Origin of the sequence: Kribbella sandramycini, assembly GCF_013131805.1 — a bacterium.
Classification (GTDB): Bacteria; Actinomycetota; Actinomycetes; order Propionibacteriales; family Kribbellaceae; genus Kribbella; species Kribbella sandramycini.
Genome location: NZ_JABJRC010000007.1, coordinates 18,570 through 43,385 on the forward strand (window position 1 = coordinate 18,570; position 24,816 = coordinate 43,385).

The 24,816-nt window shown below is 69.0% G+C and carries 23 protein-coding genes; 9 read left to right on the plus strand and 14 right to left on the minus strand.

The features are described 5' to 3' along the window. The first annotated feature begins 107 nt into the window (after window positions 1–107). Window positions 108–881: a transcriptional repressor LexA gene (lexA, locus tag HPO96_RS25725; RefSeq protein ID WP_238355535.1), complete on the plus strand. Its 774-nt coding sequence runs from the start codon at window positions 108–110 to the stop codon at window positions 879–881. Window positions 882–930: 49 nt separating this feature from the next. Further along, the gene (locus HPO96_RS25730; protein WP_171676921.1) at window positions 931–1,461 is read left to right on the plus strand and encodes a glutathione peroxidase; all 531 of its coding nucleotides are present in this window, start codon (window positions 931–933) and stop codon (window positions 1,459–1,461) included. A gap of 154 nt (window positions 1,462–1,615) precedes the next feature. Here HPO96_RS25730 and ligD read toward each other — a convergent pair whose 3' ends face one another. The 5 genes from ligD to secD are packed head-to-tail and all read right to left on the minus strand — an operon-like array spanning window position 1,616 to window position 8,786. Then, complete coding sequence (ligD, locus tag HPO96_RS25735; RefSeq protein ID WP_171677308.1) at window positions 1,616–2,560, minus strand: non-homologous end-joining DNA ligase; 945 nt, start codon at window positions 2,558–2,560, stop codon at window positions 1,616–1,618. A gap of 29 nt (window positions 2,561–2,589) precedes the next feature. Continuing rightward, complete coding sequence (locus tag HPO96_RS25740; RefSeq protein WP_171676922.1) at window positions 2,590–4,587, minus strand: ATP-dependent DNA helicase; 1,998 nt, start codon at window positions 4,585–4,587, stop codon at window positions 2,590–2,592. A 58-nt stretch (window positions 4,588–4,645) separates the two neighbouring features. Further along, a complete protein-coding gene (locus HPO96_RS25745) occupies window positions 4,646–5,497 on the minus strand; it encodes an alpha/beta fold hydrolase (protein ID WP_171676923.1) in 852 nt (283 codons plus the stop codon). A 54-nt stretch (window positions 5,498–5,551) separates the two neighbouring features. Further along, complete coding sequence (locus tag HPO96_RS25750; protein ID WP_202886439.1) at window positions 5,552–6,472, minus strand: sigma-70 family RNA polymerase sigma factor; 921 nt, start codon at window positions 6,470–6,472, stop codon at window positions 5,552–5,554. Window positions 6,473–6,485: 13 nt separating this feature from the next. Next, window positions 6,486–8,786 (minus strand): protein translocase subunit SecD, encoded by a 2,301-nt coding sequence (secD, locus tag HPO96_RS25755; RefSeq protein ID WP_171676924.1) that lies wholly within the window; start codon window positions 8,784–8,786, stop codon window positions 6,486–6,488. Between the two features lie 322 nt (window positions 8,787–9,108). On the opposite strand from secD, the gene HPO96_RS25760 reads away from it, so the two are divergent. Then, window positions 9,109–10,284 (plus strand): S8 family serine peptidase, encoded by a 1,176-nt coding sequence (locus HPO96_RS25760; RefSeq protein WP_171676925.1) that lies wholly within the window; start codon window positions 9,109–9,111, stop codon window positions 10,282–10,284. A 28-nt stretch (window positions 10,285–10,312) separates the two neighbouring features. On the opposite strand, the gene HPO96_RS25765 is transcribed toward HPO96_RS25760, so the two are convergent. Next, complete coding sequence (locus tag HPO96_RS25765; RefSeq protein WP_171676926.1) at window positions 10,313–10,948, minus strand: response regulator; 636 nt, start codon at window positions 10,946–10,948, stop codon at window positions 10,313–10,315. Then, window positions 10,945–12,069 carry a MacS family sensor histidine kinase gene (gene macS / locus HPO96_RS25770; RefSeq protein ID WP_337796807.1) on the minus strand — a complete coding sequence of 375 codons (1,125 nt, stop codon included), beginning with the start codon at window positions 12,067–12,069 and terminating at the stop codon, window positions 10,945–10,947. The genes HPO96_RS25765 and macS overlap by 4 nt, the downstream gene beginning before the upstream one ends. Window positions 12,070–12,300: 231 nt before the next feature. Between macS and HPO96_RS25775 the strand changes: the two genes are divergently transcribed. Further along, the gene (locus HPO96_RS25775; protein WP_171676928.1) at window positions 12,301–14,670 is read left to right on the plus strand and encodes an immune inhibitor A domain-containing protein; all 2,370 of its coding nucleotides are present in this window, start codon (window positions 12,301–12,303) and stop codon (window positions 14,668–14,670) included. A gap of 63 nt (window positions 14,671–14,733) precedes the next feature. On the opposite strand, the gene hflX is transcribed toward HPO96_RS25775, so the two are convergent. Continuing rightward, window positions 14,734–16,236, minus strand: a complete 1,503-nt coding sequence (gene hflX, locus HPO96_RS25780; protein WP_171676929.1) for a GTPase HflX — start codon at window positions 16,234–16,236, stop codon at window positions 14,734–14,736. A gap of 60 nt (window positions 16,237–16,296) precedes the next feature. Further along, window positions 16,297–17,160 (minus strand): diaminopimelate epimerase, encoded by an 864-nt coding sequence (gene dapF, locus HPO96_RS25785; RefSeq protein ID WP_171676930.1) that lies wholly within the window; start codon window positions 17,158–17,160, stop codon window positions 16,297–16,299. A 23-nt stretch (window positions 17,161–17,183) separates the two neighbouring features. Between dapF and HPO96_RS25790 the strand changes: the two genes are divergently transcribed. Further along, window positions 17,184–17,447: a hypothetical protein gene (locus HPO96_RS25790; RefSeq protein WP_171676931.1), complete on the plus strand. Its 264-nt coding sequence runs from the start codon at window positions 17,184–17,186 to the stop codon at window positions 17,445–17,447. A gap of 1 nt (window position 17,448) precedes the next feature. Here HPO96_RS25790 and ggt read toward each other — a convergent pair whose 3' ends face one another. The 4 genes from ggt to miaA form a co-directional block, all read right to left on the minus strand. Then, window positions 17,449–19,269 carry a gamma-glutamyltransferase gene (gene ggt / locus HPO96_RS25795; RefSeq protein ID WP_337796808.1) on the minus strand — a complete coding sequence of 607 codons (1,821 nt, stop codon included), beginning with the start codon at window positions 19,267–19,269 and terminating at the stop codon, window positions 17,449–17,451. 77 nt (window positions 19,270–19,346) lie between these two features. After that, complete coding sequence (locus HPO96_RS25800) at window positions 19,347–20,036, minus strand: hypothetical protein (RefSeq protein ID WP_171676932.1); 690 nt, start codon at window positions 20,034–20,036, stop codon at window positions 19,347–19,349. A gap of 42 nt (window positions 20,037–20,078) precedes the next feature. Further along, a complete protein-coding gene (locus tag HPO96_RS25805) occupies window positions 20,079–20,597 on the minus strand; it encodes a sigma-70 family RNA polymerase sigma factor (protein WP_171676933.1) in 519 nt (172 codons plus the stop codon). Then, window positions 20,584–21,567: a tRNA (adenosine(37)-N6)-dimethylallyltransferase MiaA gene (miaA, locus tag HPO96_RS25810; protein ID WP_171676934.1), complete on the minus strand. Its 984-nt coding sequence runs from the start codon at window positions 21,565–21,567 to the stop codon at window positions 20,584–20,586. The genes HPO96_RS25805 and miaA overlap by 14 nt, the downstream gene beginning before the upstream one ends. Window positions 21,568–21,713: 146 nt before the next feature. Here miaA and HPO96_RS25815 point away from each other — a divergent pair, with 146 nt between their 5' ends. From HPO96_RS25815 to HPO96_RS25825, 3 genes are all read left to right on the plus strand, one after another. Then, window positions 21,714–21,899: a hypothetical protein gene (locus HPO96_RS25815; RefSeq protein ID WP_171676935.1), complete on the plus strand. Its 186-nt coding sequence runs from the start codon at window positions 21,714–21,716 to the stop codon at window positions 21,897–21,899. A 106-nt stretch (window positions 21,900–22,005) separates the two neighbouring features. Next, window positions 22,006–22,263 (plus strand): antitoxin, encoded by a 258-nt coding sequence (locus HPO96_RS25820; protein ID WP_238355536.1) that lies wholly within the window; start codon window positions 22,006–22,008, stop codon window positions 22,261–22,263. Window positions 22,264–22,387: 124 nt separating this feature from the next. Further along, window positions 22,388–23,542, plus strand: a complete 1,155-nt coding sequence (locus HPO96_RS25825; protein ID WP_202886441.1) for a hypothetical protein — start codon at window positions 22,388–22,390, stop codon at window positions 23,540–23,542. On the opposite strand, the gene HPO96_RS25830 is transcribed toward HPO96_RS25825, so the two are convergent. Beyond that, on the minus strand, window positions 23,492–24,298 hold the full coding sequence (locus HPO96_RS25830) for a phosphotransferase (protein ID WP_171676936.1): 807 nt from the start codon (window positions 24,296–24,298) through the stop codon (window positions 23,492–23,494). The genes HPO96_RS25825 and HPO96_RS25830 overlap by 51 nt on opposite strands. A gap of 31 nt (window positions 24,299–24,329) precedes the next feature. Here HPO96_RS25830 and HPO96_RS25835 point away from each other — a divergent pair, with 31 nt between their 5' ends. Then, window positions 24,330–24,779, plus strand: coding sequence for an NUDIX hydrolase (locus tag HPO96_RS25835; RefSeq protein ID WP_171676937.1), 450 nt, complete (start codon window positions 24,330–24,332; stop codon window positions 24,777–24,779). Window positions 24,780–24,816: the final 37 nt, after the last annotated feature.

Consider the following 24,816-nt stretch of genomic DNA (forward strand, 5'->3'; position numbering starts at 1 on the left):
CCTGACACACGAACATTTGTGCGAACCGACACGCCTTCGAACAGATGTTTGAAGAATCTCAGAATTCGGTCTACGGTCATCTCAGTCGAGAAGAGGAGCGATCACCGATGGCCAGGACGCCGAGCGGTTCCAGCAAGGACGAGGACCGCACCGCCACCGCAGCGGACCGGACCGTGAGCGAGCTGCCCGATGGGCCGGCCGACGCGACCGGGCTGACGCCGCGGCAGCGCCGGGTGCTGGATGTCATCCGCGACTCGGTGGACAGCCGTGGCTACCCGCCCTCGATGCGGGAGATCGGCGAGCGGGTCGGCCTGACCAGCTCGTCCTCGGTCTCGCACCAGCTCCGCGTGCTGGAGCAGAAGGGCCTACTCCGCCGCGACCCGAACCGCCCGCGGGCCATCGAGGTGCGCTACCCCGGCGAGGTCGACGCGGCCGCCCGGCGCGGTGCGCTCGGCTCGGTGCGACAGACGGCGTACGACGAGACCGGCGCCGGCGACGCGCATCCGGACGCGGTGTACGTGCCGGTGGTCGGCCAGATCGCCGCCGGTAACCCGATCCTGGCCGAGCAGGAGGTCGAAGAGGTCTTCCCGTTGCCCAAGGCAATGGTCGGCGAGGGCACGCTGTTCATGCTGAAGGTCAAGGGTGAGTCGATGATCGACATCGCCATCTGCGACGGCGACTGGGTGGTCGTCCGGCAGGAGCAGACCGCGGAGAACGGTGACATCGTCGCTGCCATGATCGACGGCGAGGCGACCGTGAAGACGTTCAAGAAGACCAAGTCCGAGATCTGGCTGCTCCCGCACAACCCCGCCTTCGAGCCGATCGACGGTAAGGACGCCGTGATTCTCGGAAAGGTCGTAACAGTTCTGCGCCGAGTCTGACATCTCAGACGGCGCGCGAACTCGGGCGTGTCGTGTCAGCATTGATCTCATGACGACGACTGTCTATGACTTCAGCGCGCGGCGGATCGAAGGCAATGAACAGTCACTTGCCGATTTCCGCGACCAGGTCCTCCTGGTGGTGAACACGGCGTCGCAGTGTGCCCAGACCCCGCAGTACACCGGTCTTCAGAAGCTCTACAAGACCTATCGGCGGCAGGGTTTCTCGGTTCTGGGCTTTCCCTGCGACCAGTTCGGCCACCAGGAGCCTGGTGACGAGAACGAGATCGCGAACTTCTGCTCGACGATCTACCACGTCACGTTCCCGATGTTCGCCAAGATCGACGTCAACGGGTCGAAGACGATTCCCTTGTACAACTGGATGAAACGCGAGCAGGGCGGCCTGCTCGGCGGTCGGGTGAAGTGGAATTTCACCAAGTTCCTGATCGGTCGCGACGGTGGCGTGATCGCTCGGTACGCGCCGACCAGCACCCCGGAGAAATTGGCTGTGCAGATCGAGGCCGCGCTGGCGATCCCGGCGCCGTCGCGGGAAGCGGCCACGGAGCAGCGCCGCGCCGAATAGGTGCCGCACGCAACCATTGCGGCCGTGGCGGCGGCCGCACAGTGGTTTCCCTGCACAGTGGTTTTCCCTGTGACACAGCGACATTCGCCGTCGCAGTGCGCTGCCGATCACTCCGCATTTCGGACAATTTGTCCACGCCTCGGCCCGGCGCGTGTCACCGATCCACGAGGACGGCGGCCGGGTCGATATCCAGCCGCAAACCGCGCCAGACCGGATGCCGCAATCGCGCGTCGGCGGCCCACCCGGAAAACGTCACCTCGGCGACCAGCGCCGGATCCAGCCAGTGCGCACGGCGGCGGTCACCGGCCGGGATGGTGGCCGGATCGAAAGCCGGCTTCGGGATCTCGAGCCCGGCCAGCTCCGCGCTGAGCAGATCCAGGGTCGCGAAGTCGAGACCGGAGCCGACCTTCCCGATCAGCACGAGCTCGCCGCCCGGCTCGGCGTACGCACCGCAGTAGAACGAGCCGATTCGGCCTTCCCGGTTCCCCTCGCCGGGATGCCAGCCGCAGAGCACGACATCGCGGGTCAACACCGGTTTGACCTTGATCCAGTCGGCGCTGCGGCGGCCGGGCAGGTACCGCGAGCGCCGGCGTTTGGCCACCACGCCCTCCAGGCCGGTCGACATCGCCAGCTCCAGCGCCTCCGCGCCGTCGTCGAACGCGGCCGGCGTCTCGTAGAACGGATCGTCGAGCTCCAGCGATTCGAGCAGCCCGCGGCGATCGTCGTACGTTGCTTCTAGCAACCACTGGCCGTCGAAGCGGAGCACGTCGAACAGCCGCACCGAGACCGGTACCTCGGTGATCAGATGCCGCAGCTGGCGCGGATCCCGCACGTGCATCCGGCGTTGCAGCAGACCGAACGACGGCGCCCCGTGCTCGTCGAGGGTGACGATCTCGCCGTCCAGGACGGCGGGCGCGCGCAGACCGGGCGCGGCCGCGAGACCGATCAGCTCGGGGTAGCCGCCGGAGACGTCGCGGCTGTTCCGCGACCAGAGCCGGCAGACACCGTCATCGACCTCGATGACGACGCGGATACCGTCCCACTTCAGCTCGTACGACCAGTCCGCCCCGGACGGCAGCTCACCGAGGGCCGCCATCATCGGCAGCACGGGAGGACCGCCCGCGGGACTCACGCGGTCTGCAGCCTCTTCAACGCGCCGAGCACCTTCTCACGATCGGCTGTCGGCCACATCGGAGGCAAGGAGGCGCGCAGGAAACCGCCGTACCGCTGGGTGACGATCCGCGGATCGAGGATCGCGACGACGCCCTTGTCGCTACTGCGCCGGATCAACCGGCCTGTGCCCTGCGCGAGCAGCAGCGCGGCATGGGTGGCGGCGACGGCCATGAAGCCGTTCCCGCCCGCTTCGTCGACGGCGCGCTGGCGCGCGGCCATCAGCGGCTCATCCGGCCGAGGGAACGGCACCCGGTCGATGATCACCAGGTTGCAGGTCGAGCCGGGGACATCGATCCCCTGCCAGAGCGAGAGCGTGCCGAACAGGGACGTCTCGGGGTTGTCGACGAACTCGCGGGCCAGCTCCCCCAGTTGGGCGTCGCCTTGGCAGAGCACGGTCAGATCGGTCGCCTCGCGGACGGCGGCGGTCGCGGCCTCGGCTGCGCGGCGCGACGAGAACAGGCCGAGGGTTCGGCCGCCGGCCGCCGTGATCAGATCGACGATCTCGTCGAACTGCTTCTGCCCGAGGCCGTCGCGATGCGGCGGCGGCAGATGTTTGGCGACGTACAGGATGCCTTGTTTCTCGTACTCGAACGGGGAGCCGACATCGAGCCCGCGCCACGGCAGCGGACCGGTCTCGGCGCTGTCGTCGAGCTCAGGCATCTCGTCGTCGGCGGCGAGTTTGTCGGCCGGGCGCAGGCCGACCTGCCGGGCGATGGCGTCGAAGTCGCCGCCGAGGGTCAGCGTCGCCGAGGTGAGCACGACCGTGCGGTCCTTGAGGACGAGCGCGCGGAGCAGACCGGCGACAGTGAGCGGCGCGATCCGCAGCTCGCGGCCGAAGCGCTCGCGGTCGACCATCCAGACGACATCCAGATCGTTCAGCGCGGCGACCCGCTCGGCGACGTCGAAGATCTCCTTCACGGCGCCCTTGGCCTGCCGTTTCGCGCCGTCGGGGTCGTCGTCCTTGTCGTCGGACTTCTTGTTCAGATCGGAGTACATACCGCGGGCGGCGTCGCGGACCATGCCCGCGGCCTCCAGCACCGGGGCGTTCGACGGCTCGATCCGGCCTTCGCGGGTGCCGTCGAGGGCGGCGCGGAGCGCGTCGGAGGCGTCGATCAGGTCGTCGGCCTTGTCGTCGTCGACGAACCGGCGGCCGCGTTTGGCGGCCCGCTCGACCATCTGCGGGGAGAGCTCGTCCCCCGCGGCGCCGGTCACCCGGGCCGGCAGCTCGTGGGCCTCGTCGACGATCACCACATCGTGCTCGGGCAGGACGGTGCGGTTCTCGAAGGCGTCGATCGAGAGCAGCGCGTGGTTGGTGATGACGATGTCGGCCTTGCGGGCCAGCTCCTTGGCCTTCTCGGCGAAACACTCGTCGCCGTACGGGCATTTCTGCGCGCCGAGGCACTCCCGCGCGGCGATCGCGACCTGCTGCCAGGCCTGGTACTGATGTGAAGGCGCGTGGTCGCGGTCGCCGGCCTCGCCGTCGAGCAGCTGCTGCTCGGCCCAGTCGCGCAGCTCGAGCACCTGCTGGCCGACCGGACCGGCCGGCGGGACGTCGATCAGCATGCCGTCGTCATCCGGCGCGCCTTCGCGGATGCGATGCAGGCAGGCGTAGTTGTTGCGGCCCTTCTGGATCGCGTACTTCGGGCGCCGGGGCAGCAGCTTCTCGGTCGCGTCGAGCAGGGCGGGCACATCCCGGTCGACCAGCTGCGACTGCAGCGCCAGCGTCGCCGTGGAGACGACGACGCGGCGATCCTCCGCGGCGTGGATCAGCGCGGGAACCAGGTACCCGAGTGATTTACCCGTGCCGGTGCCGGCCTGGACGAGCAGATGGGACCCGTCGTGCATCGAGGTGTTGACGGCCTCGGCCATCTCCACCTGACCAGGTCGGGTCTGGCCGGCGATCCCAGAGACAGCGGCTTCGAGCAGTTCGCGTACGTCAACACCCACCGCCACACCCTAGCCCGCGCGACGGACAGAAATCGCCGCGCGGACCGGGCCTGTGGACAACTCCTCAGCGAGTCAGGAACCCGGTGATCGCCGCGGCGAACGATTCCGGCTCTTCGACATGGCAGAAGTGCCCGCTGCGCTCCAAGATCACCAGCTCGGCGTCCGGGATCAGCTTGGCCAGCTCCTCCGCCCAGCGGACGCCGCAGATCGGGTCGAAGCGGCCGACGACGACCAGCGCGGGTACCCGCAGGCCGGGCAGCGCGTTCCGGTCGTCGATCTGATCCGGTACGCCGTTCTCGTCGACGCCGGAGATGTAGGTGCCGTGAACGCGCTCCTGGATCGGCTCGAACTCCGCACGGCGTCCCCAGTGGTCGGCGACGTAGAGCGGGATGATGCCCCGCAGCGCGGCGGTCATCTCGGCATCGGACGAGATCGAGCCGAGCGCCTGGACGGTGGCCAGAATCTCGGGCAGCTCCGGCTTGTCGGCGTTCCGGGCGGTGAACTCGTCGATGTGCCGCGTGAACTCCGCGCCGTGCTCAGGGCCGGTCACCGGCGCGCTGGCGTAGAGGATGACTCCGGTGACGCGCTCGGGGTGCTGAAGGGCGTAGTACTGAGCGATGAAGCCGCCGTGCGAGTGGCCGAGCAGGTAGACCGGCTCGCCGCCCAGATGGTCGATGAGCGTGTCGACGGCTTCGGCGTACCGGGCTCGCGTGTAGCCGTTGGGGTGGCTCGGCAGCCGCTCGGATCCCCCGGTGCCGATCGGCTCGAGGTACACCATGGTCAGGTGCTCCTCGAGCAGCGGCATCCGCAGGTAGTCCCAGAAGACGCCCGGACCGCCGGAGTGCGCGATACAGACCGGACCATTGCCGTAGACGTGGTACCGCTGCGTCGTGCCGTTCAGTTCAAAGGTGTGCATACCGGCAAGAGTCGAGCGCGACGCCGAAGTTCAATCACCCGACTGCGATCTGGATCACACCGGGCGGGGCGCGTGGTAGAGCCGCAGCGACTGGATCAGCCCGCCCTTGAGCGTCATCAGCCAACTGGACGCCGGTGGGCAGTGCTCCGGATCGTCGGGCGGATTGATCAGGTCGGTCTCCCAGATGACGATGTCGCGGCTCGCCACCACGTGGCGCAGCCGCTGCCGGACGCCGGCTGCCAGGTCGCCCTCCATCCCGCGCAGCAGGAAGCCGTGCCCGATGATCGGCTCCCCGAACCCGAGCATCGCGACCCGCGGCGACCATCGCTCGGCGAGCACCTTCTCGAACCGGCCCTGCTCCGCCTCCGCGAGCGTCTCCAGGCCCTGGCGGCGGCTCGCCTCGGTGCGCGCGCCGACATCGTCGTACGCCGAGTCGGCCGTCGCTCGGAGCGCCGCGGCCAGGGCAGCCCGGCCGTTGCTGAGCCGGCTGCGAACCGTGCCGACCGGGACGCCGCAGGCGCGCGCGATCTGCTCGTACGACGTCGTCGTGGTGCTGAAGTGCCGCAGCATCAGCACTAGCCGGGTCGGGGCCGGGAGATCCTCGATCGCCCGCCAGACCCAGTCCCGCAGAGCGTGCTGCTCGATGAGTTGCTCGGGCGTCGGATCCGTCGCCCGCAGCCGCTCGGAGAGCTCGACACCTTGTGGAGCACGCAGCCGGCTCCGGCAGGCGTTTCGGACGATCATGCGTAACCAGGGCCCGACTGCCGCCGGGTCGCGGACGTCGCCGATCCGGCGCAACGCGATCAGGACGGCGTCCTGGACGGCGTCGTCCGCATCCGGGCCGTGGCCGAGGACGGCGAGTGCGACCGCGCGCATCCCGGCCTGGTGCCGCTCGAGAAGGATGCCGAGGGCACCGGCCTCGCCGGATTGGGCGCGAACGGTCAGCTCCGCATCGGATGCCGGCTGACCGCTCACGCCCTCCAGTGAATCAGACGACGGCGCCGCGGTCGGGCTGGGCGTCGCGGTCGACCTCTTTGCGCTTCGGCCGCGGCGGGGGCGCCGGGTAGCGGCGCTCCAGCTCGAGGAGCAGCGGCGATGCGGTCAGGTTGGACGAGTAGGTCCCGACCAGGATGCCGAGCAGCAGCGCGAGCGAGAAGTCTGCCAGCGAGTCGCCGCCCAGGACGAGCAGCGCGCTCAGGATGAACAGGGTCGAGATACCGGTGTTCACCGTCCGCGGCAGCACGTTGACGATCGCGGTGTCGATGACGTTGGCCAGGTTGTCCGTGGCGCGGGCGCTGCGGGTCTCCCGGATCCGGTCGAAGACGACGACCGAGTCGTTCACCGTGTAACCGATGATGGTCAGGACCGCGGCCAGGAAGATGCCGTCGATGGGTTTGCCCGTCCAGGCGAAGACGCCGACCACGACCGCGACGTTCTGCACCAGGGCGAGGACGGCGCCGGCGCCGTACGTCCATCGGAACCGGGCCGCGAGGTAGATCAGCTGGGCGAGCAGCGCGATCCCGAGGGCGATCAGGCCCTTGTTCCGCAGCTCTTCACCCAGCGACGGGCCGATGCTCTCGTTGCGGATCTGCTCGGCGCCGCCGCCGATCCGCCCGATCGCCTCCTTGATCTTCACAGCCTCGTCGTCGCTGATCGTGCCCGTCCGGACGGTGATGTCGTCGCTGCCGGAGGCCTGCACGATCGCCGTCGGGTACCCGGCCTCGGCGACCGCGGAGCGGGCCTGGTCGGGGGTGATCGGCTGCGTCGTGCTGACCTCGATCAGCCGGCCGCCGGTGAACTCGATGCCCAGGTTCAGCCCGCGGACGACGATGCCGGCGACGCTGACCGCGATCACCGCGAGGCTGATCAGCAGCCAGCGCTTGCTGTGGTCCATCAGCGCGGGACGCCGGGACTCCAGCCAGACCCGGAACCGGCCGTGACCGGCGATACCGCTCAGCGCCGGACGCTTCAGGACGAACTTGCGGGAGACGAAGAACTCGGCCAGCACCCGCGTCACGACCAGGGCGGACAGCAGCGACGCGATGACGCCGATGCTCAGCGTGACGCCGAAGCCGCGGACCGGGCCGGCGGCCAGGAAGAACAGCAGACCGGCTGCGAGCAGCGTGGTGATGTTGGAGTCCGCGATCGCGGACAGGGCGTTCTGGAAGCCGCTGCGCAGGGATCGGCGCAGGCCGTCGGTCCGGCCTGCGATGTGATCCTCGCGGGCGCGCTCGAAGACGAGCACATTCGCGTCGACGGCCATACCGATCGCGAGCACGAAACCGGCCAGACCGGGCAGCGTCAGCGTCGCGCCGAGCAGGGTCAGGGCGGCGTACGACATGCCGGCGTAGGCGATCAGGCCGAGGACGGCCATCAGGCCGACCAGCCGGTAGACGAAGATGATGAAGATCGCGGTCAGCGCGAGACCGATGATCGCGGCCGTCGCGCTCGCCTGGATCGCGTCCTTGCCGAGCGACGGGCCGACGGTCCGCTGGTCGATGACCTCGACCGGCACCGGCAGCGAGCCGCCCTCGATCAGCGCCGCCAGGTCCTTGGCCGAGGCCTCGGTGAAGTTGCCGCTGATCGTGGTGTTACCGCCGCCGATGCCGACGTTGCAGAGCTGGTTGCCGCCGTTCGGGTCGACCTGCGGGGCGCTGATCACCTCGTTGTCGAGGACGATCGCGACCTGCCGCTTCGGGGTGTTCACGGGCTCACAGGCGGCCTTACCGGTGATCTGGGCCCAGATCTTGCCGCCGTCACCCTTGAAGTTCATCTCGACGAACCAGCCGAGCGCGGGCTGCTGCGGGTCGAGCCGGCCGTCGGCGCCGCTGACCAGCTCACCGGTCATCGCGGGCTTGGCCAGCTGCAGGAAGCCCTGGCCGCCGTCGTCGGCCAGCCACAGATCGCCCTTGGCCGGTTTGGCCGGCTTCTCGGGCGCGATGTTCAGCACCTCGTGGAAGGTCAGCTGGGCGGTCTTGCCGATCACCTTCGCGGCCTCGCGCGGGTCCTGGACGCCGGGCAGCTCGACGATGATCCGGTTGTCGCCCTGCCGGGTCACGGTCGGCTCGGAGACGCCGAGCGCGTCGACGCGCCGGTGCAGCACCTGGGTCGCCTTGTCGGTGACCTCCTTGGTGACCTTGACCGTCTCCGAGTCCTTGGCCTCCAGCACGATCTGGGTGCCGCCGCGCAGGTCGAGCCCGAGCTCGGGTTTCGCGGTCAGGACGACGTACGCCGAGCCGGCCAGCACCAAGAGCGCGAGCAAGCCACGGATGAGGGACGACCGGTTCACTTACAGCCTCCGGAGATGGGCACCCGATGTGCGGGTGTCGTGACACAGAGCGAACAAAGCAGATGTGGACGCACAGTGTACGGACACGGCGCAAGCCTCGCACGGAACCGGCCCACAAGCGATCACGTCGCGGGAGCGAAGTGAATCAAACGACAGTTCGCGGCAGCGCTGTGCCATGACATCAGCGCGCACCCGAACTGATTGACGCGTCAGGTGAGCGCCGCCTAACTTCTCCTCCAACCTCGGCCCGTAGTTGATCGCGGACCGACGGTGATCACCCGTCCGCCCCGGTGGGTGATGTGAGTTCCCCGAGGAGGAACCCGTGCGTCGTACCGTCTCGCTGATTCTCGCCGTGGGCCTGGCCCCGGCCCTCGCTCTCGCCACCGCCGGCGGCGCCGCTGCCGCCCCGCCCTCGCCGGACCGGATCATCCTGGTCCAGACCCCGAAGGCCGAGGCCGGCGTCACGCCGATCAAGGACACCTACATCGTCGAGCTGAAGGAGGGCGTCCAGCTCAAGAGCAAGCTCGGCATCAAGCCGCTGGCCAGCTACGGCGCGGCTCTGAACGGTTTCAGCGCGAAGCTCACGCCCGCCCAGCTGAGCACGCTGCAGAAGAGCCCCGAGGTCAAGGCCATCACGCAGGACGTGCTGATGGAGAACGTCCTCGACGCGACCCAGCCGAACCCGCCGTCGTGGGGGATCGACCGGATCGACCAGCGCAACCTGCCGCTGTCCGCGTCGTACACCTACACCCGGACCGGGACCGGTGTGCACGCCTACATCATCGACAGCGGCATCACGCCGGGGCACGCGAACTTCGGCGGCCGCGCCACGTTCGACTACAACGGCATCGACGCCAACAACACCGACTGCAACGGCCACGGCACGCACGTCGCCGGCACCATCGGCTCGGCCAGCTACGGCGTCGCGAAGAACGTCCGCCTGCACGGCGTGAAGTGGCTGAACTGCTCCGGCGGCGGCACACTGACCTCCGCGCTGAACGCGGTCAACTGGGTCACCGCGAACGCGGTCAAGCCCGCCGTGGCCAACGCGTCGTGGAACTTCACCTACAGCGACACCCTGCGGGACGCCCTGCAGCGGATGATCAGCTCCGGCGTCTTCCTGGCCGCTTCGGCCGGTAACACCGGCGGCGTCTCCTGCGAGCGGCTCCCCCGCAACCTGACCACCGCGCTGGTCGTGGCGGCATCCGAGCGCACCGACGCCCGGGCGTCGTACTCGAGCACCGGCTACTGCGTCGACGTCTACGCTCCGGGCTCGGCCATCGTGTCCACCCTCAACAACGGCGGCAGCGGCGCCATGAACGGCACCTCGATGGCGACGCCGCACGTCGCCGGTGTCGCGGCGCTCTACCTGCAGACCAGCCCGTCGGCCACGCCGGCGACGGTGAAGTCGTACATCGAGAACGCGGCGACGCCGAACATCATCACCGGCAACCCGGCCGGCACGGTGAACCGGCTGCTCTTCACGAACGGCCTGTAACAGCTGATCGGACGGCGCCCCCGAGTGACTACTCGGGGGCGTCGATTCCGTTCTCGATGGCGTAGCGGACCAGCTCGGCGCGGTTGTGCAGCTGCAGCTTCCGCAGGGTGTTCTGGACGTGGTTCTCGACGGTCCGGTGGGACAGGACCAGGCGGGTGGCGATCTGGCGGGCGGTGAGCCCGCGGGCGACCAGGCGGAGCACCTCTGTCTCCCGCTCAGTCAGCTTCGGCACCTCCGGCCCTGCGCCGAGGCGGCGGTACTCCCCCAGCAACAGACCGGCCAGACCGGCGCTGAAAACGGCGTCCCCCTCCGCAGTACGCCGTACAGCGTCGTCGAACTCGTCCAGCGACGCTGACTTCACCAGATAGCCCGATGCACCGTTCTTCACCGCAGCCAGGACGTCGCTCTGCTCGGCACTGGCCGACAGCACCAGGACCCGGGTGTCTGGCAGCGCAGCGGTGATCTCCCGGGTCGCATCGACGCCGGAGCCGTCGCCGAGCTGCAGATCCATTACTACGACGTCCGGCCGGGTAGCTACGGCGATCTTGACCGCGCCGGCGACGTCCGAGGCGGTAGCGCAGACGTCGTACCCGCGGCTGCCCAGGTCGCGGGCGACTCCCTCGCGCCACATCGGGTGGTCGTCGACGATCATCACGCGGGTCATGCCTTGCTCACCTTGAACTCCCACTCGGTTCCTTCGTCGGGCGCGGTCCGCACCGCGACGGTACCGCCCAAGTCGGCGATACGGCCGCGGATCGACTGGCTCACCCCGAGGTGTCCGTCGGCGCGGGCCTGCTCGAGCCGAGCCTCCGAGGTACCGACCCCGTCGTCGCGGACCGAGACCAGCACGGCGTCGCCGAGGTCCTCTATGGCCACCCAGGCACGGGCGGAGGCCCCGGCATGCTTCTGCACATTGCTAAGCGCCTCACGGACTGCAGCGACCAGCTCACTCGCAGTGTCGGTCGGTAGCAACACCTGCTCGGCAGGCGCACTCACCTCGGCCCGAGTGGTGGCCAGCGGCAGCAACGACGCACACAGGTCGACCAGGTTGCCGTCGGCCACTACCGGGCGGCTGGACATCAAGGTGCGCAGAGCAACCTCTTGCTCGGCCGCTAGCCGCGCCAGCTCAACCGCCTCACCGCCGATGGCGTTGCCGCGCCGCTGCACCTGCGCCAGCACCTGTAGGACGCCGTCGTGGATCGATCTGCTGAGGCGCAGCCGCTCGGCGGTCGCACTCTCCGCCGCGATCGCCTCCCGCAGCCGATCCCCAGCTCGCCGCATCGTGGAGGCGGCGTAGCCGACGACCAGACCGGAGACCAGGAGGAGCTGCACGTTGCTGAGGATCTTCGCCGCGCTGTCGACGCCACGCAGCGACAACAGCGCGAGGCTGATGGCGACCGCGCCCAGCAGCCCGCCGTCCCGGCCGCGGGAGATGGCGAGTGCGAGCACCGGACCGGCCGCCCAGACCGAGGTCAGCACGGATGCGCCGCCTCTGATGTCGATGAGCGGCTGCGCGAGCAGGGTCGCGTACATGCACCCGATCGTGACGACGAGGTCGACCACCGCCAGCCGGGTGTTCCGTCGTCCCCAGCGCCGGCTGTAGCCGACCGACGAGACGACGGTCCAGACGCCGATCAGCCCGAGCTGGACGAGCGCGCCGTCCCGGTGGACGATGCCGTCCCAGCGGGTCCAGACGCCGAGGCAGGCGAAGCCGAAGGTGATCACCCGGAAGACGACCAGCGCCCGCCACAAGGGCTGCACCAGGTCGGCCGATTCGCGCTCCACGGGCACAGTCTGTCAACACTCGGGCCGATTCCGGGCAGGCCGTCGTACCCGATCGGTTGAGTAGTACCACTGATGACGCAGGTTTCCCCGTGGGTTTCCGGTTTTTTCCGGCTTTCCGCTTCCGGAGGCCGCAATCCGCCCGTACTGTCGCGCAAAACACGCTCGGGGGAGCACACGAACACGTCGCGTCACCACACGCGGCGGGGCATCGAGAAAGCATGGAGGGGAATCGTGCGCAAGCTACCCGCCGGGCTGTTCAGCCTGGCTTTGGCGGCGACGGCCGGGATCGGATGGGCCCAGGCCGGTAACGCCGTCACACCGCCCACGAACGGGACGGCGCCGACCGCCAGTGAAGTGGCGCCCGCGCCGGACGAGCTGTCCAACCCGCTCGAGGAGAAGCGGCGCGAGCTGCGGCAGGAGGCGCTCACCAAGGTCCTCAGCGGCAAGGCCAAGACCGAGCAGCGCAACGGCAGCACGGTCGTCAAGGTCGGCACCAAGACCGCCGGCGCCAAGGGCGTCAAGAACAAGACCGGCAAGGTCGACCAGTACGTCGAGCTGGCGCGGGAGAAGTCGGACAAGATCTTCGTCGTGCTCGCCGAGTTCGGTAACGAGCGGCACCCGAACTACCCCGACCAGGACACCTCGCCGAACTTCGCCGGACCGGCCACGTTCGAGGGACCGCTGCGCAATGCGATCCCCGAGCCGGACCGGTCGGTGGACAACTCCACGGTGTGGCACCCCGACTACAGCCAGAAGTACTTCCAGGACCTGTACTTCGGCAAGGGCAACTCGGTCAAGAAGTACTACGAGAAGCAGTCCTCGGGCCGCTACACGGTCGACGGCCTGGTCACCGACTGGGTGAAGGTGCGCTACAACGAGGCGCGCTACGGCCGGTCGAACGGCTATCCGTGCGCCGCCAACAACTGCAACAACGTGTGGGCGCTGGTCGCGGACGCCGTCAACCAGTGGGTCGTCGACCAGAAGGCCAAGGGCCGGACGACGGCGCAGATCACGGCCGACCTGAAGTCGTACGACGTCTGGGACCGCTACGACTTCGACGGCGACGGCAACTTCAACGAGCCGGACGGCTACATCGACCACTTCCAGATCGTGCACGCCGGCGGCGACCAGGCCGACGGCGACCCGTGGCAGGGTGAGGACGCCGTCTGGTCGCACCGCTGGTCGGTGCAGTACGCCGGCGGCCCGGCGACCAACCCGCGCGGCGGCGCCCAGATCGGCGACACCGGTATCTGGGTGTCGGACTACACGATCCAGCCGGAGAACGGCGGGATCAGCGTCTTCGCGCACGAGTACGGCCACGACCTCGGTCTGCCGGACCACTACGACACCTCCGGCGCCGCGGTCGAGAACGGCGTCAACTGGTGGACGCTGATGGCGCAGAGCCGCGTCGGCAAGCCGTCCGACGGCGGTATCGGCGAGCAGGCGGCCGACCTCGGCGCCTGGGACAAGCTGCAGCTGGGCTGGCTGGACTACGAGATCGTCGCGGCCGGTCAGAACCGGACGCTGGAGCTCGGTCCGCACGAGTACAACTCCAAGAAGGCCCAGGGCCTGGTCGTGACGCTGCCGAAGAAGTCGGTGACGCACGAGCTCGTTCCGCCGGCCGCCGGGTCCAAGACCTGGTGGAGCGGTCAGGGCAACAACTTCACGCACACCATGAACCGTCAGGTCACGCTGCCGGCCGGCTCCCCCGCGAGCCTCACCTTCCAGGCCAACTGGGATATCGAGGACTGCGGTCCGGACCCGTGTGACTACGCGTTCGTCGAGGTGAACGACGGCACCGGCTACAAGCCGATCCAGGGCTCGATCACCATCCCGGCCGAGGGCAACGGCATCGACGGCACCAGCAACGGCTGGGTGCCGGCCACCTTCGACCTGTCGGCGTACGCCGGTAAGACGATCGGCCTGCAGTTCCGCTACACCACCGACCCGGCGGCCGGCGGCAAGGGCTTCTTCGCCGACGAGGTCAAGGTGACGTCGGGCGCCACCACGGTGGTCGGCTCGGGCGCGGAGACCACTCCGGACGGCTGGACGCTCAACGGCTTCAGCTCGATCGGAGCGACGTACACGAGCCTGCACGACAACTACTACCTGGCCTCGCACATCAACTACGTGAGCCAGGACCAGTACCTGAAGACCGGTCCGTACAACTTCGGCTTCCTGAACACGGCGCCCGACAAGGTCGAGCACTTCCCGTACCAGGACGGTCTGCTGCTCTGGTACTGGGACACCTCGCACAGCGACAACAACACCAACGAGCACCCCGGTGAGGGTCTGGTGCTGCCGATCGACAGCCACCCGGTCCCGATCAACCGGCTCGACGGTGGTCTCTGGCGGCCGCGCGTCGGCGGTTACGACGCGCCGTTCGGCACCGAGAAGGCCGACTCGTTCAGCCTGCACCTGAACGGGCAGAGCAGCTACATCCGCGGCCAGGACGGAGTCTCGACGTTCAACGACTCCAAGCCGTACTGGTTCGCGGAGCAGCCGACCGCCGGTGTGAAGGTCCCGAACCACGGGGTCAACATCAAGGTCGTGTCCCGCACCGGCACGACGGTCAAGGTCCAGGTCTCCAAGCGGAAGTGACCTGAGCCCGGACAGCAAGCAGCCCCCCGAGGATTCGTCCTCGGGGGGCTGTTTTCGTTGCGGCTAGGCCGACGCGACCTCGTACGGCGACAGGTCGCCGGCCAGGGCCGGGTGGACCCGGGCGGTCACCCGGGTGCCGTCGGCGGTGTGCTCCAACTGCTCCACGGAGCCTTCGGAGTGGATGCGGGACATCAGGTCGCCGCGGTCGTAGGGAAGCAGCACGTCGAGCGCGATGTGCGGCTGCGGGAGCGCCCCTTCGAGGAGCTCGCGCAGTTTGTCGATCCCCTCGCCGGTGTGCGCCGAGACGACGATCGCCCGCGGCTCGCGGTGCAGGATCGGCGCCAGCGCGAGCGGGTCGGCGGCGTCGGCCTTGTTGATCACGATGATCTCGGGGACGTCGCTCGCCTCGATCTCGGCCAGCACCTCACGGACGGCGTGGATCTGGGCCAGCGGATCGGGGTGCGATCCGTCGACCACGTGCAGCAGCAGGTCGGCGTCCGCCACCTCTTCCAGCGTCGAGCGGAACGCCTCGACGATGTCGTGCGGCAGGTGCCGGACGAAACCGACGGTGTCGGTCAGCGTGTACACGCGACCGTCCGCGGTCGTCGTCCGCCGGGTGGTCGGGTCCAGGGTCGCGAACAGCGCGTCCTCGACCAGAACGCCCGCGCCGGTGATCCGGTTCAGCAGCGAGGACTTGCCCGCGTTGGTGTACCCGGCGATCGCCACCGAGGGCACCAGGTTGCGGCGGCGCTCCTGGCGCATGGTCGAGCGGGTGCTCTTCATGTCCTTGAGCAGGCGACGCAGCTTGGCGATCTTGGTGTTGATCCGGCGCCGGTCGGTCTCGATCTTGGTCTCACCCGGACCGCGACCGCCGATACCGCCGCCGGCCGCGCCGACGCGACCACCGGCCTGGCGGGACAGGTTGCCGCCCCAGCCGCGCAGGCGCTGCTTCATGTACTGCAGCTGCGCCAGCTCGACCTGGGCCTTGCCCTCTTTGCTCTTCGCGTGCTGGGCGAAGATGTCCAGGATCAGCGCCGTCCGGTCGACGACCTTCACCTTGAGCTTGTCCTCGAGGTTGCGCAGCTGGGCAGGCGCCAGCTCGCCGTCCGCGATCACGGTGTCCGCGCCGAGCGCCGCGACCAGCTCGCGCAGGTCGCTCACCTTGCCGGAACCGATGAACGTCGCCGGGTCGGGCTTCTTGCGCCGCTGGATCACGCCGTCCAGCACCTCGGAGCCCGCGGTCTCGGCGAGCAGTTTGAGCTCGGCCAGCGAGTTCTCGGCGTCCTCGGCGCTGCCTTCGGTCCAGACGCCGACCAGCAGCACCCGCTCGAGCAGCAGCTTGCGGTACTCGACCTCGCTGATATCGGTCAGCTCGGTCGACATGCCGACTACGCGGCGGAGCGCCTGGCGCTCTTCCAGCTCCAGGCCTTCGGTGCTCAGATCACGGTCGTCGTACTCACTTTCGGTCTCGTCATGACCCGTCAACGGAGTGCCGGAGTCATCGCCCTCGTAGAGGTCGGTTTCGACATCGGTGGTCTCGTCGTAAAAACTCGATTGGGTCGTCATATACCTTCCATCGTGGCACGGGCCACCAGTACAGGCGACCCGTTATCCGAGGTCAACGCCTCAGACAGTGGCTGAATTCCCCGTCAGCCAGGCGCGGTCGAACTCGCCGCGGGCGTGCAGAACGGCCGGACCGGTCAGTTCAAGGTGGTTGTCGGCCCGCCAGGTCACCATGACCGCTCCCCCGGGGACTCCGACCCGGTAGGTGACCGGAAGCGCTTGTTTGGCCGCTTTCGCCGCAGCAACAGTCACTGCGCAGGTTCCGGTGCCGCAGGAGCGCGTCTCCCCCGAACCACGCTCGTGAACGCGCATGTCCACATCGTTCGGACCACGGCGGACGACGAACTCCAGGTTGACCCCGTGCGGGAACGCCTCCTGCGGCGACCAGGTCGGCTGGTCACAGAGGTTGCCCGGCTCGGTCAGGTCGTCGACGAACGCCACTGCATGCGGATTGCCCATGTCAACGTGCAGAGCGGACCACTGGTGGCCGTTGGCCTCGACAACGATCCCTGCGGGCCCGGGGAGCGTCGGCTCACCCATGTCGACCGTCAGAGTCCCGTCGTCGTTCTGCACGACGGCTTTGACGCCTGCCCGCGTACCGACCCGGACGGGCTTGTCGTCGATCAGACCGGCGTCCGCCAGGTACCGGACGAACACCCGGACCCCGTTGCCGCACATCTCCGCAATGGACCCGTCCGCGTTCCGGTAGTCCATGAACCAGTCGCCCCCGTCGTCGACGTACGGCTGGCTGTCGCCCTTGAGCACCCGCAGGACGCCGTCCGCCCCCAGCCCGGCGTGCCGATCACACAGAAACCGCACCACCTCCGCATCCAGCTCCCCGTGAACACTGCCGTCAGGGTCAGGAAGGATCACGAAGTCGTTCTCGGTGCCATGGCCTTTCAGCCACGCGAATGTGGTGCTGCTCATGCCTGAATCGTACGGTGTGCCCCATGGAGCTCATCGCCTACTTCTGGGACCAGGAGGACGCCGAAGCCGTCGCCACCCACTTGGACGGCGTCGTCCGCCGCGGCCGTTTCCACGGCGAGGACGACGACGAAGACCACCCCTGGCTGGTCGTCCTGGGCGACGTCGACCGCGACGCGCTGGACACCCTCCTCACAGAACACGACGGCTGGCTCGAAACCACCACCGAAGAACCCGCCGTGGTCCCGCCCTCCCTACCGGACGGGCCACAGCGGTTCAAGAAGCGGTGACCTACTTGCGCGGCCAGATCTGGTACGCCGCTCCGGCGGAGCCGCCGCCTCGGCGGGTGGGTTCGGCGGCGGCGAGGACGGCGCCGCCCGGGAGGAACTCGAGGGCGGCCACGGCGCCGATTTCGGCGGCTGAGGTGAAGGCGTCGCCGGAGGGAACGAGGGTGTGGCCGTAGGGGGTGAGGGATTTGCCGTGGGCCTCGATGAAGGGCGGTTCGGCGGTGACGTTGGCGGTGTTGCGCTGGGAGGCGCGGGGGGCGGCGACGGCTTCGGGCAGCGTCATGCCGCGGTCGAGGCGGTTGGTGAGGGTTTGCAGGACGGTGGTGATGATGGTCGAGCCGCCGGGTGAGCCGAGGGCGAGGAAGGGCTTGCCGTGTCGCAGGACGATCGTGGGCGACATCGAGGAGCGCGGGCGCTTCAGCGGCTCGATGCGGTTCGGGTCGGCGGCGTCGTACACGGCGGAGAAGTCGGTCAGCTCGTTGTTCAGCAGGAAGCCGCGGCCGGGGACGGTGATGCCGCTGCCGCCGGTCTGCTCGATGGTGAGCGTGTAGGAGACGACGTTGCCCCACTTGTCGGCGGCGACCAGGTGCGTGGTGGACAGGCCCTCGGTGTCCGGGCCTTCCGCGGACGCCGTCGTACCGCCGCAGCGCGAGTAGTCGCCATCGGGGACGCCGGGCTTCAACGGCTTCACGGACGCCTTGGCCGGGTTGATCTGGCAGGAACGCTCAGCGCCGAAGCCGTCCGACAGGAGCTCCTTGGTCGGTACGTCGACGAACGCCGGGTCGCCGACGTACGCGCCACGGTCCGCGAAGGCGAGGGCCGAGGCCTCCAGGTAGGAGTGCAGCGCGGGCGCGGTCTGCATCCGGTCGATCCGCAGCGGCTCCAGGATGTTCAGCGCCTCGCCGACCGTGGTGCCACCGGAGGAGGACGGCGCCATCCCGTAGACGTCCAGGCCGTCGTACTTGACCCGAGTCGGCGCCCTGTCGATCACCTTGTACTTCGCCAGGTCCGCAGTGGTCAGGTGACCCGGCATGACCGGCAGCGTCGTACCAGCTGTCTTCGGCGGGTTCTTCACGGTCGCAGCGATCTCGGCGGCCAGCTTGCCGCCGTAGAACGCCGGAAGGCCCTTCGAGCCGAGCAGGCGGTACGTGTCCGCCAGCTCCGGGTTCTTGAACACAGTCCCGACCTTCGGCGCATCTCCGCCGGGCAGGAACAGTTTCGCCGTGGGGGCAATCGCCGCGAACCGCTCCTTGTTGTCGAGCGTCTGGCTGCGGAACGTCTCGTCGACGACGAAACCGCGCGCAGCAAGGTCGGCCGCCGGTTTGATCGCCTTACCGAGGGACAGCGAGCCCCACTGGCGCAGAGCGCGGTCCCACGTCGCTGGTGTACCCGGCACGCCGACCGAAACGCCAGACGTGACCAGATCGGGGAAGAACTTGTACGGCGTCCCGGTCGCCGGGTTGATGAACGCATCGCGCGGCATGGCCGCCGGAGCGGTCTCCCGGCCGTCCAGCGTGAGCACCTTGCGCGTCTTGGCGTTGTAGTAGACGAAGTACCCACCGCCGCCGATGCCGGCCGAGTAGGGCTCGGTGACGCCCAGAGCGGCCGCTGTCGCCACTGCGGCGTCCACAGCGTTGCCGCCACGGCGCAGTACGTCGAGACCGATCTTCGTCGCCTCAGGGTCGACCGAGGCGACCGCTCCGCCGTACCCGATCGCTGTCGGGTGTTTGACGGGCAGCTTCGGCGGACTGGCCGCCGCTCCACTCGCACCGAGCCCGGACAGGACAAGAGCACTCGCGGACAGGGACGCGACCAGTTTCTTCACCGGATCTCCAGGGGTCGGGGACAGGGGACCTGTCCCCTGCCTATCCCGAACTCACACCCCAGCGCCAGTCATTGCGGCTAGTTGATCGCGCACGACCCCATGAAGCGCTGCAGGGATTCGTCCGTCCAGTCGGCGCTGCCAGCCGGCGCCTCCACCAGCAGCCACTGCTCGGCCAGCTTGACCTGACCGGTGAGGCGGCCGTCCAGAGTGCCGATGTGGAACGTCTTACCGGCGGTCTCCCGCACTCGGACCGCAGTCAGCGACCTAGCCGCATCAGCCCGCTGCAGAACCAGCTTGGCGGCCGTGTCCGCCGTCCGCATCTCCGGCGGCGCCAGGACGACGCGGTCGGCAGCGATCGGCTTCTCGGCGACCCACCCCTGCGGCGCCAGCTGACAGCCGATCCGGTTCCAGGTGGCGGTGTTCGCCACCAGATCGACGCCTGCGGAGAACAGCGACATCGTGCCGTCACCGGCGGACGGCGTCGGCGACGTCGAACCCGCCGTCGCACCGGCCGCGGGCGTGTCCTGGTCACCGCCGGCCGCGACCGGCGGGTCGTTCGGCGCGCCCCACCACTTCAGCTGCCCACCGAACCCCAGCACGGCCGCCGTCACCGCGGCGACGCACAGCACCCCGGTCGCCCGCCGGCGGCGCTTGATCCGGCGTAACGCACGCCGCCCCCGCGCGACGTCCGCGTCGACATCCGCCGGAGGCAGCGCATCGGCCGCCTGGTCGGCGAACCCCTCCAACAGCTTCTTGACCTCGTCCACTGCTCCGTCCCTCTCCCGGCCGACCGTCCCGGCCGGGACCTCTCAGCCACTCCCCGTCGCCTGATCCGTCGGTTCGTCGGTCATCAGGTCCTTCAATCGCTTGAGAGCCTTGGCGGTCTGGCTCTTCACGGTTCCCTCGGTGCACTCCAGGATCCGTGCGCAGCTCGCCACGTCGAGATCCTGGAAGTAACGCAGTACCAGCACGGCCCGCTGCCGGGGCGCGAGCTCCAGCAGCGCCCGGCGGACCGCGATCGTGTCCACCGGATCCGTCTCGTCGGTGAGCCTCGGCTCGAGCGTGTCGGCGGTCACCACCTCGGGGTGGCGGCCGGCGCGGCGGCGCTCGTCCAGGAAGGCGTTCACCAGAATGCGGTGCGCGTACGGTCCGGCGCCTTCGTGCCGGATCCGGTGCCAGTGCACGTAGACCCGCGTACAGGCGGTCTGGACCAGATCCTCCGCGGTGTAGGCGTCCCCCGCGGTCAGCAACAGCGCCGTTCTCATCAATCGGTTGCGATCCGCGAGCAAGTACTCGCGGAACTCCGCCTCACGGTCACCCCCTCGCATCTACGGCCCCTGGCTGCGAGCCTGTCGTCACTCCGACTACGCCGCCGGAGCCGATTCGGTTGCCCGCGGCCAGCACATCGATCGCCTTCGCGACCAGCTCCGGATCGTCGTAGGCGAGCCAGCTGATCCGCGGGTCCTTGCGGAACCAGGAGTCCTGCCGGCGGGCGAACCGGCGGGTCGCCTGGGCCGTCCGCTCCCGGGCCTCGGCCTCGTCGATCTCGCCGTTCAGCAGGGCGATCACCTGGGAGTAGCCGAGCGCGCGGTTCGCCGTCCGGCCCTCGAGCAGGCCCTGCCCGAGCAGCCCGCGGACCTCCTCGACGAAGCCGGCCTCGAACATCCGGTCGACCCGGCGGCCGATCCGCTCGTCGAGCACCGGCCGCGGCACGTCGAGGCCGATCTGGACGGCGCCCGGATAGGCGTAGGTGTAGGCCGGCAGCGTCGCGGTGTACGCCGAACCGGTGATCTCGACGACCTCCAGCGCGCGGACGATCCGGCGTCCGTTACTCGGCAGGATCTGCGCAGCCGCGGCCGGGTCGACCGCGGCCAGCCGCTGGTGCAGCGCGCCGGACCCGAGCTCGGCGAGCTCCGCCTCCAGCCGCTCGCGGACGGCGGCGTCCGTACCGGGGAAAGTGAACTCGTCGAGGATCGCGCGGACGTACAGCGCGGAGCCGCCGGCCAGCACCGGGACGGCGGCGCGCGCCGTACAGCCGTCGATCGCGGCCCGGGCCAACTGCTGGAACTCGGCGACCGTCGCGGTCTGCGTCACGTCGAGGATGTCGAGCAGATGATGCGGGACGCCGGCGCGCTCGGCGGTGCTGATCTTGGCCGTGCCGATGTCCATCCCGCGGTAGACCTGCATCGCGTCCGCGTTCACCACCTCGCCGCCCAGGCGCTTGCACAGGGCAACGGACAGGTCGGACTTGCCGGCCGCGGTGGGGCCGACGACCGCGACGACAAGTGGATCGGCCATCGCTCCAGTGTGACAGTTTTCGGTCCGGGCCCGCGGCAGGGGGCGTCAAGTCTGCGCCAAGAGCCCCGGATCCGGGTTGTGGATGACCCCGGAAGTCGGTTAGACACGACCCGTTCGCAACAACGGTTTACGGGAGGGAAAGAGCTGTGACGACTCCGTTCGATGAGAGCAGCGACGCCGCGAAGGAAGCGTTCGAGGAGGGTGCCGAGGCGCTGAAGAGCGGCGGCGACGTCGAATCCGGTGGTGACGTCGAGTCGGGGGGCGATGTCGAGTCGGGTGGTGACGTCGAGTCCGGCGGCGGTTCGCAGGACTCCGGCGGCGACGTCGAGTAACCAGGAGCAAAATCCTGCGGGACAGTTTCGCGCCGGTCCTACAGTTCGGGCCCGGTTGGTGCAATCATCGACCGCTAGCTGTCCGTAAGTACTTCACTACGCAGGAATGGGAGCCCCTGAGATGGGCATCTTCGACAAGTTCAAGGACAAGGCCGAGGACCTGAAGGACAAGGCCGGCGACCTGGTCGACCAGCACGGCGACAAGGTCGGCGCGGGCCTGGACAAGGCCGGCGACTTCGTGGACGAGAAGACCGGTGGCAAGTACGGCGACAAGATCGACCAGGGTGTCGACAAGGCCAAGGAGGGCCTGGACGGCCTCGACGGCCAGAACGACGACATCCCGGACGCGAACAAGCCCGCCTGAACCCCGCACCCGAAGGGCCGTGAGCAACATGCTCACGGCCCTTCGCGCTGCCCGGGGTAGCGAGTTGTGACTCGGCGTGACTGATGCTCTAAGGTCCTCGCAGTGAGGGTGAGGGAGGACCTTGGTGGGGGTCGTTGCGATACCGCCGCCGGCGCGGGCTGTGGCCGCGAAACCGGTGGCGTGGGGTGGGTTCGGCGCGTCGTTGCGGCTGGCCTGGCCGGGCATCGTGCTGTACGCCGCGACGCGGGTGCTGATGTTCGTCGTCCTGCTGATCTGGAGCCGGAAAACGACCGAGAGCGTCTGGTTCGTCCTCGGTGAGTACGACGCGACGCACTACGTCCTGATCGCCGATCACGGGTACGACGCGGCCCCGGACGGCAAGGAGCTGGCGTTCTTCCCGTTGTTTCCCTGGCTGATCCGGGCGGCCGGGCTGATCTCGCCGTTCAGCAGCCGGAGCAACGCGATCGTCCTCGGACTGCTCGCCTCGCTGTTCGCCGCCTGGGGAATCTTTGCGGTCGGCAACCATCTCTTCGATCAGTGGACCGGTCTGCTGCTGGCCGGGCTGTGGGGCGTCGTACCGCATGCGCTCGTGCAGTCGATGGCGTACACCGAATCGCTGTTCACCGCGCTCGCAGCATTCGCCCTGGTCGCACTGCTGCGCCGCTCCTGGGTCACCGCCGGATTGCTCACGATCGTCGCCGGCCTGTGCCGCCCATCGGCGCTCGCACTGATCGGCGTCGTCGGCCTGGCCGCGCTGATCGCCGTCGTCCGCCGCCAGGACGGTTGGCGCCCGTACGCCGCCGCCCTGCTCGCGCCACTCGGCTGGCTCGGCTACCTGTGGTGGGTGGGCACGAAGACCGGGCGGATCGACGGCTGGTTCCACGTCCAGGCGACGAGCTGGCACTCATCGTTCGACTTCGGCGTCTCGACATACCAGGCCGTCGTCCGCACAGCGACATCCCCGACCGTCCTGGACTTCGTCATCGTCTCGCTGGTCCTGATAGGCGCCGTCGTCCTCCTCGTCATCGCCGCCCTGAAGCGAGTCCCCTGGCCACTCGTCGTCTACAGCCTCGGCATCGTCGTCATGGCCGTCGGCGCCACCAACTACTTCAACGCCAAGGGCCGCCTGATCCTCCCCGCCTTCGCCTTGCTCATCCCGATTGCTCGCGCCTTGGCCCGCCTCCGCCCCGCCCTGGCCGCCCTCCTCCTCACCCTCCTCGCAACCACCTCAGCCGCCTTCGCCGGCTACCTGGCCTTCATCTGGCCCCTCTCCCCCTAGCAGCTGCGCGCGATTCGCGAGGATGTAGGCAACCGCTGCGCGGTAACCGCCGGCATGGTCCTCGTCGCGATGGACGTCGTACGCCGGGTTGCCGGCCTTGATCTGCTGCTCGATGTTCGCCGCATGCGAGAGCAGGCGGATGCCGATCAGGTCGACGAGTTCGGCCGGCTGAACGTCGAGGCCGTAGGCGTCGCAGAACAGCCGGAGCCGCCGGGCCCGGTCCGGCTCCTCCGGCCAGCCGAAGGGCTCGAGCCAGCGCGACGGGTGGAAGGGGACGAACTGGTGGGCCGCGTAGCAGAGGTCCCAGCGACGGTTGGACGGGCGGACCGTGTCCCAGTCGATGATGCCGACGACCTCCGGGCCGTCGAAGATCAGGTTCCAGGGGGCGAGGTCGTGGTGGCCGATGCAGTCGATCGCGACCGGTGCGGCGACCTCCAGGTCGTTCCACTCCCCCGGCTCAGCCGGAACGAACCCCTCGGTCGCGTCGTGCAGCCGGCGGATCGCGCACGCCACGCTGACGAGCGCCTCGTCGGAGCGCAGGTCGGCGGTCAGTGGCGGGTAGCCGGCGGTCCCGACGAGGTAGGTCAGCGTCTCGGTCTCGTCGTCCAGGTCGATCACTCGTGGCGACAGGCCGAAGCCGGCTTGTTCCAGGTGCCGCAGCAACGCGTGGCTGTTGGACGAGCCGCGGCGGCGGCGTACGACGTCGCCGTCCCGGACCGGCTTGGAGAACCGCCCGCCTGCCAGCTCCTCGCTCATGGCTCGAACCTAGCGTGGATAGGGTCGGGGGATGGATCGGTTTTCGGTGGTTCCGGCGGCTTATGTGGTGTTGCGGCGTGGGGACGAGGTGCTGATGTTGCGGCGGGCCAATACCGGTTACATGGACGGGTACTGGGCGGTTCCGGCTGGGCATGTGGAGCGGGGCGAGTCGGTGCTGGAAGCCGCGGTTCGGGAGGTGCGGGAAGAGGTGGGCGTGGAGATCGCACCGGCGGATCTGCGGCCGTTGACGGTCTTTCACCGCACGCAGGCGAACGGGGATCCGATCGACGAACGGGTGGATTTCTTCTTCACGGCGTCGCGGTGGAGCGGTGAGCCACGGGAGATGGAGCCGGAGAAGTCGGCCGGGCTGGAGTGGTTCGCGCTGGACAAGTTGCCGGAGCCGATGGTGCCGCACGAGGCGCGGGTGCTGGCAGGGCTCGACGGTGAGCTTCCGGTGGTGATGGTCCAGGGTTTCGCCTGAGTTCACCGGACCTTGGGTGGCTGCGTTCTAATGTTCG

Excerpts from the sequence above, each read along its gene's own strand:
- miaA (WP_171676934.1), bottom strand. The coding sequence starts at position 21,567 with ATGGCCGATCCACTTGTCGTCGCGGTCGTCGGCCCCACCGCGGCCGGC.
- dapF (WP_171676930.1), bottom strand. The coding sequence starts at position 17,160 with ATGAGCAGCACCACATTCGCGTGGCTGAAAGGCCATGGCACCGAGAAC.
- HPO96_RS25765 (WP_171676926.1), bottom strand. The coding sequence starts at position 10,948 with ATGACCCGCGTGATGATCGTCGACGACCACCCGATGTGGCGCGAGGGA.
- HPO96_RS25820 (WP_238355536.1), top strand. The coding sequence starts at position 22,006 with ATGGGAGCCCCTGAGATGGGCATCTTCGACAAGTTCAAGGACAAGGCC.
- HPO96_RS25835 (WP_171676937.1), top strand. The coding sequence starts at position 24,330 with ATGGATCGGTTTTCGGTGGTTCCGGCGGCTTATGTGGTGTTGCGGCGT.
- lexA (WP_238355535.1), top strand. The coding sequence starts at position 108 with ATGGCCAGGACGCCGAGCGGTTCCAGCAAGGACGAGGACCGCACCGCC.
- HPO96_RS25745 (WP_171676923.1), bottom strand. The coding sequence starts at position 5,497 with ATGCACACCTTTGAACTGAACGGCACGACGCAGCGGTACCACGTCTAC.
- HPO96_RS25805 (WP_171676933.1), bottom strand. The coding sequence starts at position 20,597 with ATGCGAGGGGGTGACCGTGAGGCGGAGTTCCGCGAGTACTTGCTCGCG.
- HPO96_RS25830 (WP_171676936.1), bottom strand. The coding sequence starts at position 24,298 with ATGAGCGAGGAGCTGGCAGGCGGGCGGTTCTCCAAGCCGGTCCGGGAC.
- ligD (WP_171677308.1), bottom strand. The coding sequence starts at position 2,560 with ATGATGGCGGCCCTCGGTGAGCTGCCGTCCGGGGCGGACTGGTCGTAC.
- HPO96_RS25730 (WP_171676921.1), top strand. The coding sequence starts at position 931 with ATGACGACGACTGTCTATGACTTCAGCGCGCGGCGGATCGAAGGCAAT.
- hflX (WP_171676929.1), bottom strand. The coding sequence starts at position 16,236 with ATGACGACCCAATCGAGTTTTTACGACGAGACCACCGATGTCGAAACC.
- HPO96_RS25790 (WP_171676931.1), top strand. The coding sequence starts at position 17,184 with ATGGAGCTCATCGCCTACTTCTGGGACCAGGAGGACGCCGAAGCCGTC.